Annotated in this window: 13 protein-coding genes; 7 read left to right on the top strand and 6 right to left on the bottom strand. The window is 64.7% G+C overall.

Features of this window, described 5'->3' with window-relative positions:
• Positions 1 to 130: 130 nt before the first annotated feature.
• The 5 genes from VSR68_RS29030 to VSR68_RS29010 form a co-directional block, all read right to left on the bottom strand.
• Complete coding sequence (locus VSR68_RS29030) at positions 131 to 1,021, bottom strand: PhzF family phenazine biosynthesis protein (RefSeq protein WP_342943132.1); 891 nt, start codon at positions 1,019 to 1,021, stop codon at positions 131 to 133.
• A gap of 193 nt (positions 1,022 to 1,214) precedes the next feature.
• Positions 1,215 to 1,679 (bottom strand): RidA family protein, encoded by a 465-nt coding sequence (locus VSR68_RS29025; protein WP_090864494.1) that lies wholly within the window; start codon positions 1,677 to 1,679, stop codon positions 1,215 to 1,217.
• A gap of 44 nt (positions 1,680 to 1,723) precedes the next feature.
• A complete protein-coding gene (locus VSR68_RS29020; RefSeq protein ID WP_342943131.1) occupies positions 1,724 to 2,920 on the bottom strand; it encodes a PLP-dependent aminotransferase family protein in 1,197 nt (398 codons plus the stop codon).
• A gap of 65 nt (positions 2,921 to 2,985) precedes the next feature.
• Positions 2,986 to 3,891 carry a DMT family transporter gene (locus VSR68_RS29015; protein WP_342943130.1) on the bottom strand — a complete coding sequence of 302 codons (906 nt, stop codon included), beginning with the start codon at positions 3,889 to 3,891 and terminating at the stop codon, positions 2,986 to 2,988.
• Between the two features lie 25 nt (positions 3,892 to 3,916).
• On the bottom strand, positions 3,917 to 4,597 hold the full coding sequence (locus tag VSR68_RS29010; protein ID WP_342943129.1) for a VOC family protein: 681 nt from the start codon (positions 4,595 to 4,597) through the stop codon (positions 3,917 to 3,919).
• A 403-nt stretch (positions 4,598 to 5,000) separates the two neighbouring features.
• Here VSR68_RS29010 and VSR68_RS29005 point away from each other — a divergent pair, with 403 nt between their 5' ends.
• Together VSR68_RS29005 and htpG are read left to right on the top strand one after the other, a co-directional pair.
• A complete protein-coding gene (locus tag VSR68_RS29005; RefSeq protein ID WP_342943128.1) occupies positions 5,001 to 6,467 on the top strand; it encodes a PLP-dependent aminotransferase family protein in 1,467 nt (488 codons plus the stop codon).
• A gap of 121 nt (positions 6,468 to 6,588) precedes the next feature.
• On the top strand, positions 6,589 to 8,481 hold the full coding sequence (gene htpG, locus VSR68_RS29000; protein ID WP_342943127.1) for a molecular chaperone HtpG: 1,893 nt from the start codon (positions 6,589 to 6,591) through the stop codon (positions 8,479 to 8,481).
• Positions 8,482 to 8,572: 91 nt separating this feature from the next.
• Here htpG and VSR68_RS28995 read toward each other — a convergent pair whose 3' ends face one another.
• Positions 8,573 to 8,839 (bottom strand): hypothetical protein, encoded by a 267-nt coding sequence (locus VSR68_RS28995; RefSeq protein ID WP_342943126.1) that lies wholly within the window; start codon positions 8,837 to 8,839, stop codon positions 8,573 to 8,575.
• Between the two features lie 185 nt (positions 8,840 to 9,024).
• On the opposite strand from VSR68_RS28995, the gene VSR68_RS28990 reads away from it, so the two are divergent.
• From VSR68_RS28990 to mctP, 5 genes are all read left to right on the top strand, one after another.
• The gene (locus tag VSR68_RS28990; protein WP_342943125.1) at positions 9,025 to 9,735 is read left to right on the top strand and encodes a chorismate--pyruvate lyase family protein; all 711 of its coding nucleotides are present in this window, start codon (positions 9,025 to 9,027) and stop codon (positions 9,733 to 9,735) included.
• Positions 9,735 to 10,208 (top strand): DNA-deoxyinosine glycosylase, encoded by a 474-nt coding sequence (locus VSR68_RS28985; RefSeq protein ID WP_342943124.1) that lies wholly within the window; start codon positions 9,735 to 9,737, stop codon positions 10,206 to 10,208. The genes VSR68_RS28990 and VSR68_RS28985 overlap by 1 nt, the downstream gene beginning before the upstream one ends.
• Positions 10,205 to 11,122 carry a spermidine synthase gene (locus tag VSR68_RS28980; protein WP_342943123.1) on the top strand — a complete coding sequence of 306 codons (918 nt, stop codon included), beginning with the start codon at positions 10,205 to 10,207 and terminating at the stop codon, positions 11,120 to 11,122. The genes VSR68_RS28985 and VSR68_RS28980 overlap by 4 nt, the downstream gene beginning before the upstream one ends.
• Before the next feature lie 409 nt (positions 11,123 to 11,531).
• Positions 11,532 to 11,759 (top strand): DUF3311 domain-containing protein, encoded by a 228-nt coding sequence (locus VSR68_RS28975; RefSeq protein WP_087734490.1) that lies wholly within the window; start codon positions 11,532 to 11,534, stop codon positions 11,757 to 11,759.
• Positions 11,756 to 13,309 carry a monocarboxylate uptake permease MctP gene (mctP, locus tag VSR68_RS28970; RefSeq protein WP_342943122.1) on the top strand — a complete coding sequence of 518 codons (1,554 nt, stop codon included), beginning with the start codon at positions 11,756 to 11,758 and terminating at the stop codon, positions 13,307 to 13,309. The genes VSR68_RS28975 and mctP overlap by 4 nt, the downstream gene beginning before the upstream one ends.
• Positions 13,310 to 13,431 lie beyond the last annotated feature (122 nt).

Raw genomic sequence — 13,431 nt, 5'->3', positions numbered from 1 at the left:
GTGTGCAATTGGCTTTTTTGTATCGGTGTTTGTGCTTTTCTATCACACCGATTTTTAGAAAATTCAGATGACGCGCGAATGTCAATTCCGGCAACAACGCGAACGGTTGTAGCGCGAACGGTTACTGCGTTTATGGCAGCCTGAAAGTGCCGTCGACGATCGTCACCGATGCGCCGCCAATCCACGTCTTCCCTGCCGCGTCGTCGTAGCGAACGTAGACATCGCCCGCGCGGCCTAGCGCCGTGCCCTGGCGCACCGTGTATTGCGCACCGGGCCGGCGGTTCTGCTGCGTGAGCAATCCTGCCAGCGCGGCGTTTGCGCTGCCCGTCACAGGGTCTTCCCCAATGCCGAGGCCGCCGCCCATCATCAGGCAGCGCACCTCGAAGGTCGCGGGGCCATTCGTATCGTGCGGGCCGTACGCCGCGATGCCGTGCGCGCCGACCGTCTTCGCGACACGCTCGAACAGTGTGGCATCCGGATCGAGCGCGAGACACGCATCGGCAGAATTCATACGGACGACGAGCCATTGCGGGCCGTTATCGACACCGTAGGGCTGCGCCGTGTAATCGATTGCATCGCTGCGCAACGCTCGGGCGAGCGCCGGGTATTCGCTTTCGGCGAGCGGCGTCACGCGTGCGGGCGGCGCGGCGAAAGCCCACACGTTGCGTTGGCTATCTTCTTCCGTCAATTCGATCAGGCCCGCAGCGCATTGCTGGACCATACGTCCCGGTTGCATCGGCCGATTGCCGGCCTCGCGCCACGCGTGCGCAGTGCCGAGCGTCGGATGGCCGGCGAACGGCAGCTCGCCGCGCGTCGTGAAGATGCGCACGCGATAATCCGCCGACGGGTCGGTCGGCTTTAACAGGAAGGTCGTTTCCGACAGATTCGTCCAGCGCGCGATCGCTTGCATCTGTTCGGCGTCGAGTCCGTCCGCATCGAAAACCACGGCAAGCGGATTGCCTTTGAACGGCGCCGACGTGAACACGTCGACTTGTTTGAAGCGAACGGTTTTCTCTTGCATCGTTTGTTTCCTGTTCGGTGTTCTGCATGGTTGCGTGTTGTGCCGGCACAACTTCAACTGGGCGGCCAGCGCGACAGTGACGCCACAAAAAAACACGCCGTCGATGACGCGTTCACGTCATCGACGGCGTGCCGGCGTCGAAGCTGCGATGAAGGCGCTCGCAACGAGCGCCCATACATGCGATACGCGCCGCTTATTGCACCTCGGCGATCAGCTCGATCTCGACACACGCGCCGAGCGGGATCTGCGCGACGCCGAATGCCGAGCGCGCATGCTTGCCGCGCTCGCCGAACACATCGGCGATCAGCTCCGATGCGCCGTTCGTCACGATGTGCTGCTCGGTGAAATCGAGCGTCGAATTGACGAGGCTCATCAACTTGACGATGCGCGTCACGCGGTTCAGATCGCCGACGTGCGCGTGCAGCGTCGCGAGCAGATCGATTGCGATCGAGCGCGCCGCGGCCTTGCCTTCTTCGGTCTTCAGCGTGTCGCCGAGCTTGCCCGCCCACACCTTGCCGTCCTTCTTCGCGATGTGTCCGGACAGATACACCGTGTTGCCGCTTTGCGCGCTCATCACGTAAGCGGCGGCGGGTGCGCCTGCTACGGGCAGTTCGATGCCCAGTTCCTTCAGCTTGTCATACACATTCGATTGAGCCATGACGTGTCCTTGTCGGTGAATGGAAAGAGTCGTTCGCGATGCGCTTACACGCGCGCGCGAATCAGTTCAGCGAGACGCGCAATGCCCTCGTCGATCTTCGCGGGCGGCACGGTCACGAACGACAGGCGCAACGTGTTCTGCTGCGCGTCGTTCGCGAAGAACGGACCGCCCGGCACGAACGCGACGTTTTGCGCGACGGCTTCTTCGAGCAGCTTCATCGAGTCGATATGCTTCGGCAGCGACACCCAGATGAACATGCCGCCTTCCGGACGGTTCCACGTGACGCCTTCGGGCATGTAGCGCTCGAGCGAACCGAGCATCGCCTCGCACTGGTCGCGATACAGCGCGCGAATTTTCGGCACGTGCGTATCGAGGAAGCCGTCCTTCACGACTTCATGCACGATGCGCTGCGTGAAGCTGGGCGTGTGCAGGTCGGTGGCCTGCTTGGCCTGCACGAGCTTGAAGTGCAGTTCTTCGGGCGCAATGATGTAGCCGATGCGCAGACCCGGCGCGAGCACCTTCGAGAACGAGCCGAGATGCACGATGTGATCGGGCGCCATCGACAGCATCGTCGGCAGCGGTTCGCCCTTGTAGTCGAGCGCGCCATACGGATCGTCTTCGATGACGGGGAAGGGCGCCGATTTCGCGAACTCCGCGAGCGCGCGGCGGCGCTCGACGGGCAGGCGTCGTCCCGTCGGATTCTGGAAGTTCGGCTGCGCGTAGAGAAGGCGCGCGCCCTTCGTCAGTTCCGGCGTGAGACCTTCGGGGATCAGGCCGTTGGCGTCGGTGGGCACCTGCACGTAGCGCGGCTCGTACATCGAGAACGATTGCAGCGCGCCGAGGTACGTCGGCGTTTCGACGAGCACGGGGCTTTCCGGGCACACCAGCACCTTGCCGAGCAGATCGAGCGCCTGTTGCGAGCCCGTCGTGATCAGCACCTGCGACGGACGGATTTGCGCGCCGTTCACCGAGTAGCGTCGCGCGACCCATTCGCGCAGCGGCATGTAGCCTTCCGTCGCGCTGTACTGAAGCGCGGCGGCGGGCGAATCGCGCAGGATGCGGTCGGAGGCCGCGCGCATTTCCTCGGCCGGGAACGTAGCCGGCGAAGGCAGACCGCCCGCGAACGAAATGACCTCGGGCCGCTCGGTGACCTTCAGGATTTCGCGGATCGCCGAGCTGGTCAGCTTGCGAGCGCGTTCGGATAATTGCCAGGTCGGGGCATTGAGGTCGCTTTGATTCATGGGTCTCCTCGTCGGTATGGCTTGAACAGGTGGTCGGTCAAAAAAGCGATTATCGCGCGAACTCGTCAGACGGCGCGAACGGGCCGTGCGGCCGTGCGCACGGCAGTCTTGCGGCCGAGCATCACGGTGGCGATCACGGCGGCGGCGAAGATCCACGTGATGGGCGCGACGTCCTCGCCGAAGAAGAGGGCCGAAAACGCCATCGTGAAGAAGATCTGCAGCAGCTGAACCTGGCCGACGCGCGCGATGCCGCCCATCGCGAGGCCCGCGTACCACGCGAAAAAGCCGATGAACTGCGAGAACAGCGTCACGTAGCCGAACGCGAGCCACGTCTTCAACGCGACGGGGCCGGGATGCGTGACGTGCTGCTCCCAGCCGAGCCACGCAACGGGAATCAGCAGGAACGGCGCGGACACGGCGAGCGCCCAGCAGATCACCTGCCAGCCGCCCATCTGCCGCGCGAGCCGCGCGCCTTCCGCGTAGCCGAGCGCGCCGATGCCGACGGCGATGAGCATCAGCAGGTCGCCCGCCTGGAATGCGCCGCCGCCCGCCTGCAACGCGAACGCGACGGCGATCGCGCTACCCGCGACGGCGCTCGCCCAGAACGCCTTCGACGGCCGCTCGTGCGACAGCCACGCCGCGTAGATCGCGACGCACAGCGGCTGCAAGCCGTTGACGACGGCGCCATGCGACGCGGGCACGCTCTTCATCGCCCACGCCGAGAACACGGGAAACGCGATGATCACGCCGAGCGACACGACAGCGAGGGCCTTGAGCTGCGGCCAGGTCGGCAGCTTTTCACGGCGGATCGCGAGCAGCACGGCAGCGGGAACGGAAGCGGCGAGCGCGCGCCCCAGGCCGTTCAGCAGCGGGCTGAATTCGGCGACGACGATGCGGGTCATCGGCAGTGTCAGGCTGAAGATCATCACGCCGATCAGGCCGAGCAACATGCCTTGGGTTTCGCGCTTCATTGTTTCCGTCTCTCCATGCGTGTGGTTATTTGAGAGTGCGCAGGCCGCTCGGGGTTTCGATTTCGGCGACGAGGGAGGGCGCGCCGTCCGTGCTTTCGAGCGCGATCAGTTGCTCCGCGCCGAGCCACTGCAGTTGCTGCGCGACGAGATCCGCGCGCGGATGCCAGCCCTTCAGCGACTTGAGCAGCAGGCCCGTTTCCGGCAGCACCGTCGACGGATGGCGCGGCGTGTCCCATTGAATCAACGACGGCACGATGCCGTCGCCCGCGCCTTGCCATGCGGGGAACGCGCCGTCGTCGGCGACGGTGAGGCTCCACGTCAAATCGCCGCGCGTCATCGGCACGACAGTAGGGATGCGCTGCGGATACTGCTGTTGCCACAGCGCGAGATGCTTCGGCCGCTCGACGCGCGCGACCCAGTGCGACAGATACGGACCGTCGGCGAGCCGCGCGTGCGTCGCGGGATCGTCGAGCGCGAACAGGCGTGGCCGCGCGTTCGCGGTGTCCTGAGCATCGGGATCGATCGCGATGACTTCCAGATACGCGCCGCCCCACAGGTTGAGCAGCCGGTTGTGCGTGCGCATCGACGGATGCGCGCCGCCGCCCGACGGCGCGATGCCGAGCGTATCGGCGACGTATTGCGTGCCTTCGTCGAGCGTGCGGGCGGAAACAACGAGATGGTCGAGTTGTAGCGTGTGTGCGGTCATGGCTGCAAGGGGACGGTCGGTCGGCTGGGAGCCGCTACGGCAGGCAACTGTCTGCCGGATGCCGGGCCACCAGGGTTAATTGTAAGAATAACCGTTCGGCGCGGCCGGACCATGCGCAGTGCGGCAAGGCCGGTATCGGCGGGCTTTGCGCCGCCGTCCGATAAAGCGGGCAATGGGAAAACAGCAGCAGCGTCGAATCAAATGTACCGGCAGTGACCGGCACAGTAACGGTACAATCGGCTCGATACTGTTCGGTACAGTTGTCCGGTCACATCGCCGACCGTTCGACCGCGCATGCCGTTCAGCGGCTGCGGCCTGTTGCGCTCGTTCCGCGACGGCCGCCAGGCCTGTTTTCCGTTGCCGTTTCCGACGTTGCCCTTGCAGCGCATAGCTGGAGTCCGCCATGTCCGTCCCGCTCGACCTGATTCCCGCCCCCCACGACGCGTCGGCGCTCACGCTCGTCGATCAGCTCGTCCAGTGGGCGCGCCGCCGCATCGAAGAGCGCGTGTTCCGCCCCGGCATGCGCATGCCGTCGATCCGCAAGCTCGCGCTCGACAAGGGCGTGTCGCGCTTCACGGTCGTCGAGGCGTACGAGCGGCTCGTCGCGCAGGGCTATCTGGATTCGCGGCGCGGCTCCGGCTTCTACGTGCGCGAGCGGCTTGCGGGCCCGGTGCCCGTCGAGCGCCGTCTTTCGTCCAATGCCGCGGCCGATGCGGCGCCCGCGCCGAGCACGATCGACGTCGTCTGGCTGCTGCGCAACATGCTGCACACGTCGACGCGTCCCGAGCGCGGACCGGGCCTCGGCTATCTGCCGTCGCGCTGGCTCGACGGCGAGCTGATCACGGGCGCGCTGCGCACGCTCGGCCGGCAAAGCGGCGCGCAGATGCTCGGCTTCGGCACGCCGCAAGGCTTCTTGCCGCTGCGCCAGCAGTTGCAGACGCGGCTCGAAGAGCTGGAGATCGGTGCGTCGCCGGAACAGATCGTGCTCGTGTCCGGCATCACGCAGGCGATCGACCTGATCGCGCGGCTCTACGTGCAGCCGGGCGATACCGTGATCGTAGGCGATCCGGCGTGGTTCCAGATGTTCGGGCGCTTCGCGTCGCAGGGCGCGCGTCTCGTCGGCATGCCGTACACGCCGGACGGCCCCGATCTCGACGCGCTCGAAACGCTCGTGCAGACCTGGCGCCCGAAAATGCTCGTGATCAACTCGGTGCTGCAAAATCCGACGGGCACGTCGCTGACGGCGGCGCAGGCGTTCCGCATCTTGCGGCTTGCGGAGGAATACGACTTCATCGTCGTCGAGGACGACATCTACGGCGACCTGTGTCCGCCGGGCTTCGCGGCGACACGCCTCGCGAGCCTCGACCAGCTGCGGCGCGTGATTTACCTTGGCAGCTTCTCGAAGACGCTCGCGGCGAATCTGCGGGTCGGCTTCATGGCGTCGTCGCTGGACGTGGCGAAGGCCGTCACGGACCAGAAAATGCTCGTCGGCATGACGACGCCCGAACTGAACGAGCGCGTTCTGTACAAGATCCTGACGGAAGGGCACTACCGGCGGCACGTCGAGCGGCTGCGCGCGCGGCTCGACGGCGTGCGCGACAAATCCGTGCGGATGCTCGAAAAGACGGGGCTGCGCCTGTTTCTGACACCTGCGGCGGGCATGTTCGTGTGGGCGGATACGGGCGTCGACGCCGATGCGCTCGCGGCCGCCGGCCACGAGGAAGGCTTCTTGCTGACACCGGGAAGCCTGTTCTCGCCGCAGCAGTCGCCGACCACGTGGATGCGCTTCAACGTCGCGAATTGCGGCGATCCGGCGCTGCCGGCGTTTTTGTGCGGCTATCTGGACAGCGTCGCGCGCCGCGCTTCATGACATGAAGCCTCTTGAATCGGCGGCGCGCGACCCCATCTGAGCGCGCAACGTCCGTGTCGCGCGCCGCCGGCACGGGCATCGTCTGCTTCGAATCAACCTGCAACAGAAAGGGAAAACGACCATGGCACAAGAAACCATGAGCTTCCAGGCAGAAGTGAAACAGCTTCTGCACCTGATGATTCACTCGCTGTACAGCAACAAGGAAATCTTCCTGCGCGAACTGATTTCGAACGCATCGGACGCGGCGGACAAGCTGCGCTTCGAAGCGATCGCGAACAACGCGCTGTACGAAAACGATCCGAACCTGCGCATCCGCGTGTCGTTCGACAAGGCGGCGCGCACGGTCAGCATCGACGACAACGGCATCGGCATGAGCCGCGACGAAACGATCTCGCATCTCGGCACGATCGCGCGTTCCGGCACGAAGGAATTCTTCGGCAAGCTGTCGGGCGACCAGCAGAAGGATGCGGCGCTGATCGGCCAGTTCGGCGTCGGTTTCTATTCGGGCTTCATCGTCGCGGACAAGATCACCGTGGAGACACGCCGCGCCGGCCTGCCGGTCTCGGAAGGCGTGCGCTGGGTGAGCGCGGGCGAGGGCGATTTCGCGGTGGAAACGATCGAGCGCGCGCAACGCGGCACGACGATCACGCTTCATCTGCGCGCCGACGAAGACGAACTGCTGTCCACGTACAAGCTCAAGTCGATCATCCAGAAGTACTCGGATCACGTCGCGCTGCCCATCCTGATGCAGAAGGAAGAGTGGGACGCCGAGAAGAGTGAGATGGTCGCGAAGGACGAAGACGAGACCGTCAACCAGGCGAGCGCGCTGTGGACGCGCGTGAAGAACGACATCACCGACGAGCAGTACAAGCAGTTCTATCAACACCTGTCGCACGATCACCAGGACCCGCTGACGTGGACGCACAACCGCGTCGAAGGCCGCAGCGAGTACACGCAGCTGCTGTATGTGCCGGCGCATGCGCCGTTCGATATGTGGAACCGCGATCATCGCGGCGGCCTCAAGCTGTATGTGAAGCGCGTCTTCATCATGGACGACGCCGAGCAATTGCTGCCCTCGTATCTGCGTTTCGTGAAGGGCGTCGTCGATTCGAGCGACTTGCCGCTGAACGTGTCGCGTGAATTGCTGCAGGAAAGCCGCGACGTGAAGGCGATCCGCGAAGGCGTGACCAAGCGCGCGCTGTCGATGCTCGACGAGCTGGCGAATTCGGAAGAAGCCGCCGGCAAGGAAAAGTACGCGACGTTCTGGAAGGAATTCGGTCAGGTGCTGAAAGAAGGCATCGGCGAGGACTTCTCGAACAAGGAGCGCATCGCGAAGCTCGCGCGCTTTGCATCGACGCATAACGACTCGTCGGAGCAGAGCGTGTCGCTGACGGATTACGTCGCGCGGATGAAGCCCGAGCAGACGAAGATCTACTACGTGACGGCGGATACGTATCAGGCCGCGAAGAACAGCCCGCATCTCGAAGTGTTCCGCAAGAAGGGCGTCGAAGTGCTGTTGCTGACGGATCGCGTCGACGAATGGATGCTGTCGTTCCTGCAGGACTTCGACGGCAAGCCGCTGCAAAGCGTCGCGCGCGGCGACCTCGATCTCGGCCAGCTGAACGACGAGGAAAAGCAGGCGCAGGAGAAGGTCGGCGAAGAGCTGAAGCCGCTCGTCGAGCGCATGAAGGAGACGCTCAAGGACAAGGCGAAGGACGTGCGTCTGACGTTCCGCCTGACCGATTCGCCGTCGTGCCTCGTCGCCGACGAAGGCGAGATGAGCGGCTACCTGCAGCGCATGCTGAAGGCTGCGGGCCAGAACGCGCCGGCGATGCACCCGATTCTCGAGGTGAATCCGGAACATGCGCTGGTGAAGAACCTCAGCGCCGACAACGCGAATTTCGACGACTGGTGCCATCTGCTGTTCGATCAGGCGTTGCTGGCCGAAGGCGGCTCGCTCGAAGACCCGGCGAGCTTCGTGAAGCGCACGAATGCGCTGTTGCTGGCGCGCTGATGCGCGTTCCCCGATAAGGGGCGAAGAGAGGAAATGCGCTGCTTCGGCAGCGCATTTTTTTTGCGTGCGCCGTATGCGCGGCGATGTGCGCTTAGCGCTGTGGCGACGCGCTATTCAGCTTGCGCACCTGAGCAAGCACCGACCCCGCGAGTTCCTTCGCTTCGGCGCATGCATGCGCATCGCCGAGCACGTGCGCGGCGATCTTGCCGATGGCCGCGCTCGTGTGCTTCGTCGTGTGACGCTGCGCGAGCGCGGAGGCGGCGAGTTCCTTCTCGATCTTCGATGCGGCCGAGCGCTTGAGCACGATCGCGGCGAGATGCGCGACGCGGTCCGACGTGGCTTTGTCCTGAGCGGTCAATTGAAGCTCCCTGGTGATGGATAAAAGGCCGTGCATGAGTGCGCGGCGCTCGCCGGTTATCTTCATCGATCGGCGGGCGGTTTGAACGGCGAACGGTCCGAACCGCGTGGCGGAACGGTCGGTGAATTCATGCGGACATGGCGTCTCGAAGGCCTGCTTTTTCTGGCGACCCTATAATGCCGGCCATGTCTATTCGTTTCGATGCTGCCGACGCCCATTGGCGCGTCGCGCCCCTTCCAGGTTTGTCGACCGATCAAAAAGACTGGCTCACGCGCGGCGGTTCGCTGACGGCGCACTTGCGCACGCTCGGCGCGGTGGTCGTGCGCGTGACGCGCGAAGCCGTCGATCTGCCTTATGAAGACGAGTACGCCGCACTCGGCATCGCGCCGCGCACGCCTGTGTGGGTGCGCGAAGTGGCGTTGTCGGTGGACGGCACGCCGTTCGTCGCCGCGCACAGCATTGTGCCGCTCACCGCGAGCACGGGCGTCTGGCAGGCGATGCGGCGTCTGCGCACGCGGCCGCTCGCGGAGCTGTTGTATAGCGACAGCAGCGTGTCGCGTTCGTCGCTGGTGAGCCGGCGCGTGACGGCGCGGCATCCGCTGCATCGGCTCGCGTCGAAACAAACAGGCGACGCGCGCGTGCATGCGCTCGTCGCGCGGCGTTCGGTGTTCGAGCGCTATGGCGAGCCGCTGATGGTCACCGAATGCATGCTGCCCGCGCTGTGGGTAAAGCTCGCGATGCGCGACGATGGGCGCGCATTCGGGCAGATCGCGCAGCCCGTGCCGCGCGATCATGGCCAGGCGCTCGATCACACGGCATCGCGCGCCGACGTGAACGCAAAACGCGTCGATAAGCGTGCCGACAGGCGTGTCGACAAACGCGATGAGGCACGCTGATGCTGCGCGGCTTTCCTCCCGTCGTCGCCGAAAGCACGCATACGCTGATACTCGGCAGCTTTCCTGGCGAAGCGTCGCTCGCGGCGACGCAGTACTACGCGCATCCGCGCAATCAGTTCTGGCGTTTGCTCAGCGCAGTGATCGGCGAACCGCTGCCCGAACTCGATTACCCGACTCGCCTCGAACACCTGTTGAAGCACGGCGTCGGCGTGTGGGACGTGCTGGCCGCCTGCACGCGCGAAGGCAGTCTCGATGCCGCGATCCGCAACGCGACGCCCAACGACTTCGCATCGCTGCGCGAGTACGCGCCGAAGCTCGCGAAAGTCTGCTTCAACGGCAAGACGGCGGGCCGCTTTGCGACCGTGATCGGCGCTGCCGGCTACGAAACCCTCGTGCTGCCGTCGTCGAGCCCAGCGAATGCTATGCTCTCGTTCGACCAAAAATTGCGCCTGTGGCGCGACATCCTTACATGACGAAACTGATCAAGCGCGCTTCGGCCGAGGCGCGTGCTTTCCGCAACAAAGAATCCGCAGTCTCGAAGCAAAGAATCTCGCGCGCGAAAACGCGTGCCGCGCGTGACGAAGACGACTTCGCCGGCGTCGCGAAGGCCTCGATGATCGAAGCGCCGCGCAAGCCGCGCTTTGCGCCCGTCACGTTCTCGGAAGAGGGCGGCGTGCGCTATCTGCACTTCGGCACGGAATGGGTGCAGGGCGCGATGCGTCTGTCGAAGCCCGATCACATCGAACTCGAATACGCGCAGCAGATGATGGCCTGGCTGCTGTTTCTCGAAACGCCCCAGCGCATCGTGCAGCTCGGACTCGGCACCGGCTCGCTGACGAAGTTCGCGCACCGCTTCCTGAAGCGCGCGCAGGTCGAAGCCGTCGAACTGAATCCCGCTGTCGTGATCGCGGCGCGCACGATGTTCGGCCTGCCCGCCGACGACGCGCGTCTCAGCGTGCGCGAGACGGACGCATGGGAGTTCGTCAACGACCGCGCGAACCACGGCACGGTCGGCGCATTGCAGATCGATCTGTACGATGCGACGGCGCGCGGCCCGGTGCTCGACAGCGTCGCGTTCTATCGCGCGGCGCGCGCGTGTCTGGCGCAAGCGGGCATCGTCACCGTGAATCTGTTCGGCGATCATCCGAGCTTCGTGCGCAACATGAAGCGGCTGAACGAAGCCTTCGACGGACGCGTCGTCGCGTTGCCGGAAGTGCACGACGGCAACCGCATCGCGATTGGGTTCTCTGGGCCCGCTATCGACGTGCCGTTCACGCAGTTGCAGGCGCGCGCGAAGCTGCTCGAAGCGCAGCTCGCGTTGCCGGCGCGCAAGTGGGTCAAGGGCTTGCAGGAATCGACGGGCCAGAACGGCACGTTCGCGGTCTGACGCGCTCCGGCATTCGAACGGAAAGGAACGCAACAAGCGACGCCAAAGCGAACGGCGTAGGCCCCGCACTGGTGCAACGCCTGCGCGCAACCGCCGTGCCATCGACGGCACGGCGGCATCAAGGCGGCTATGCAATGCGGCTCTGGCTCAACGGCACCCAAATCGACGGGAGATAAAGCCGCCCGTCCAACGAAGCGGCAGAAGTTTCCGCTTTAGTCTGCCGCCCCACATTCCCCGACGATTCTCTATTGACAACACCGTTGCGTTTAGGGTCAGCCCTGCTTGACCGGTCGTTCGCCACTCCGATACTCTTTCGATGCTTTCGGGGAGCCTGAGCTGTTACCCACAGCCGGGTCCATCTGCCCGCCAAACACGGGCCACAATTCAATAAAAGGAAAGAGGAGACGTCATGGCTCACGACGCCGCCGCCAACAAGGCCAGCAAGCACTGGCTCTGGCTGTTGCTGCTGCCCTGGATCGCGATGATCTGGGTGCCGTCATACAACAAGGTCGAACCGCAACTGTTCGACTTCCCGTTCTTCTACTGGTATCAGCTGCTGTGGGTGCTGATCAGCGCCGTGATCACCGCGCTGGTGTACTTCAAGACGAAGACCCGCTCGAAGGGAGGCGCACGATGAATGCAATCGCAACCTTCGTCTTCGTTCTGTTCTTCATCGGCGTCACGATTCTCGGCTTCGTCGCGGCCCACTGGCGGCGCGGCGACCTCGCGCACCTGGAAGAGTGGGGCCTCGGCGGCCGGCGCTTCGGCACGGTCGTCACGTGGTTCCTGCTGGGTGGCGACCTTTACACCGCGTACACGTTCATCGCCGTGCCGGCGCTCGTGTTCGGCGCGGGCGCGACGGGTTTCTTCGCGCTTCCCTATACGATCCTGATCTATCCGTTCGCGTTCGTCGTGTTCCCGAAGCTGTGGAGCATCGCGAAGCGTCATGGCTATGTCACGTCCGCCGACTTCGTCAACGCGCGCTACGGCAGCCGCATGCTGGCGCTCGTCGTCGCCGTGACGGGCATCGTCGCGACGATGCCGTACATCGCGCTGCAACTGGTCGGCATCGAAGTGGTGATCGGCGCGCTCGGCTTCGATACGACGGGCTTCGTCGGCGATCTGCCGCTGATCATCGCGTTCGCGATCCTGGCCGCCTACACGTACACGTCGGGCCTGCGCGCGCCGGCGATGATCGCCGTCGTCAAGGACGTGCTGATCTACATCACGATCGGCGCCGCGATCATCGTGATTCCGCCGCAACTCGGCGGCTTCGGCCACATCTTCAGTGCGGTGCCGCCCGCCAAGCTGCTGCTGAAGGCGCCGGACGTGTCGAGCCTCAACGGCTATAGCGCATACGCGACACTGGCAGTGGGATCGGCGCTCGCGCTCTTCCTGTATCCGCACTCGGTGACGGCGATTCTGTCGTCGTCGTCGGGCAATACGATCCGCCGCAACATGGCGATGCTGCCCGCATACTCGCTCGTGCTCGGCCTGCTCGCGCTTCTCGGCTTCATGGCGCTCGCAGCGGGCGTGAAGGACATGCCGGAGTTCGCGCCGTACTTCAAGGCCTTCGGTCCGAACTTCGCGGTGCCGGCGCTGTTCCTGCACTTCTTCCCGTCGTGGTTCGTCGGCGTCGCATTCGCGGCGATCGGCATCGGCGCGCTGGTGCCTGCCGCGATCATGTCGATTGCAGCGGCGAACCTGTACACGCGCAACATCCACAAGGAGTTCGTCAACCGCAACATGACGCACGAGCAGGAAACGAACATCGCGAAGCTGGTCTCGCTGATCGTGAAGGTGGGCGCCGTCGCGTTCATTCTCGGCCTGCCGCTCACGTATGCGATCCAGCTGCAGCTGCTCGGCGGCATCTGGATCATCCAGACGCTGCCCGCGATCGTGCTCGGTCTCTACACGCGCGTGCTCGACTATCGCGGTCTGCTGCTCGGCTGGGCGGCGGGCATTGCCGTCGGCACGTGGATGGCGATCTCGCTGAAGCTCGCGGGCTCGATCTACACGATCCACATCGGCGGTCTGGCGATTCCGGGTTATGCGGCTGTCTGGTCGCTGATCGTCAACCTCGTGGTGTCGATCGTTGTCAGCATTGCCGTGCGTGCAGCGGGCATGAAGCACGCTGAAGACCGCACGCGGCCGGAAGATTATCTGGACCATCCCGTCGAAAGCTGATCGCGCCGTTTGCGCGGTCCGCATCACACGAAGCCCGCAGCCGATGCTGCGGGCTTTTTCGTTCGCGCGGGGCGGCCCGGCGGTTTCCTGCCGACGCTGCTCACATCGTTTATGCTCGTTTG

This window comes from Paraburkholderia phymatum (genome assembly GCF_038900715.1).
GTDB classification, from domain to species: domain Bacteria; phylum Pseudomonadota; class Gammaproteobacteria; order Burkholderiales; family Burkholderiaceae; genus Paraburkholderia; species Paraburkholderia phymatum_A.
The sequence above is the reverse complement of the archived record's forward strand: the minus strand, read 5'-3'. Positions and strand labels throughout refer to the sequence as shown.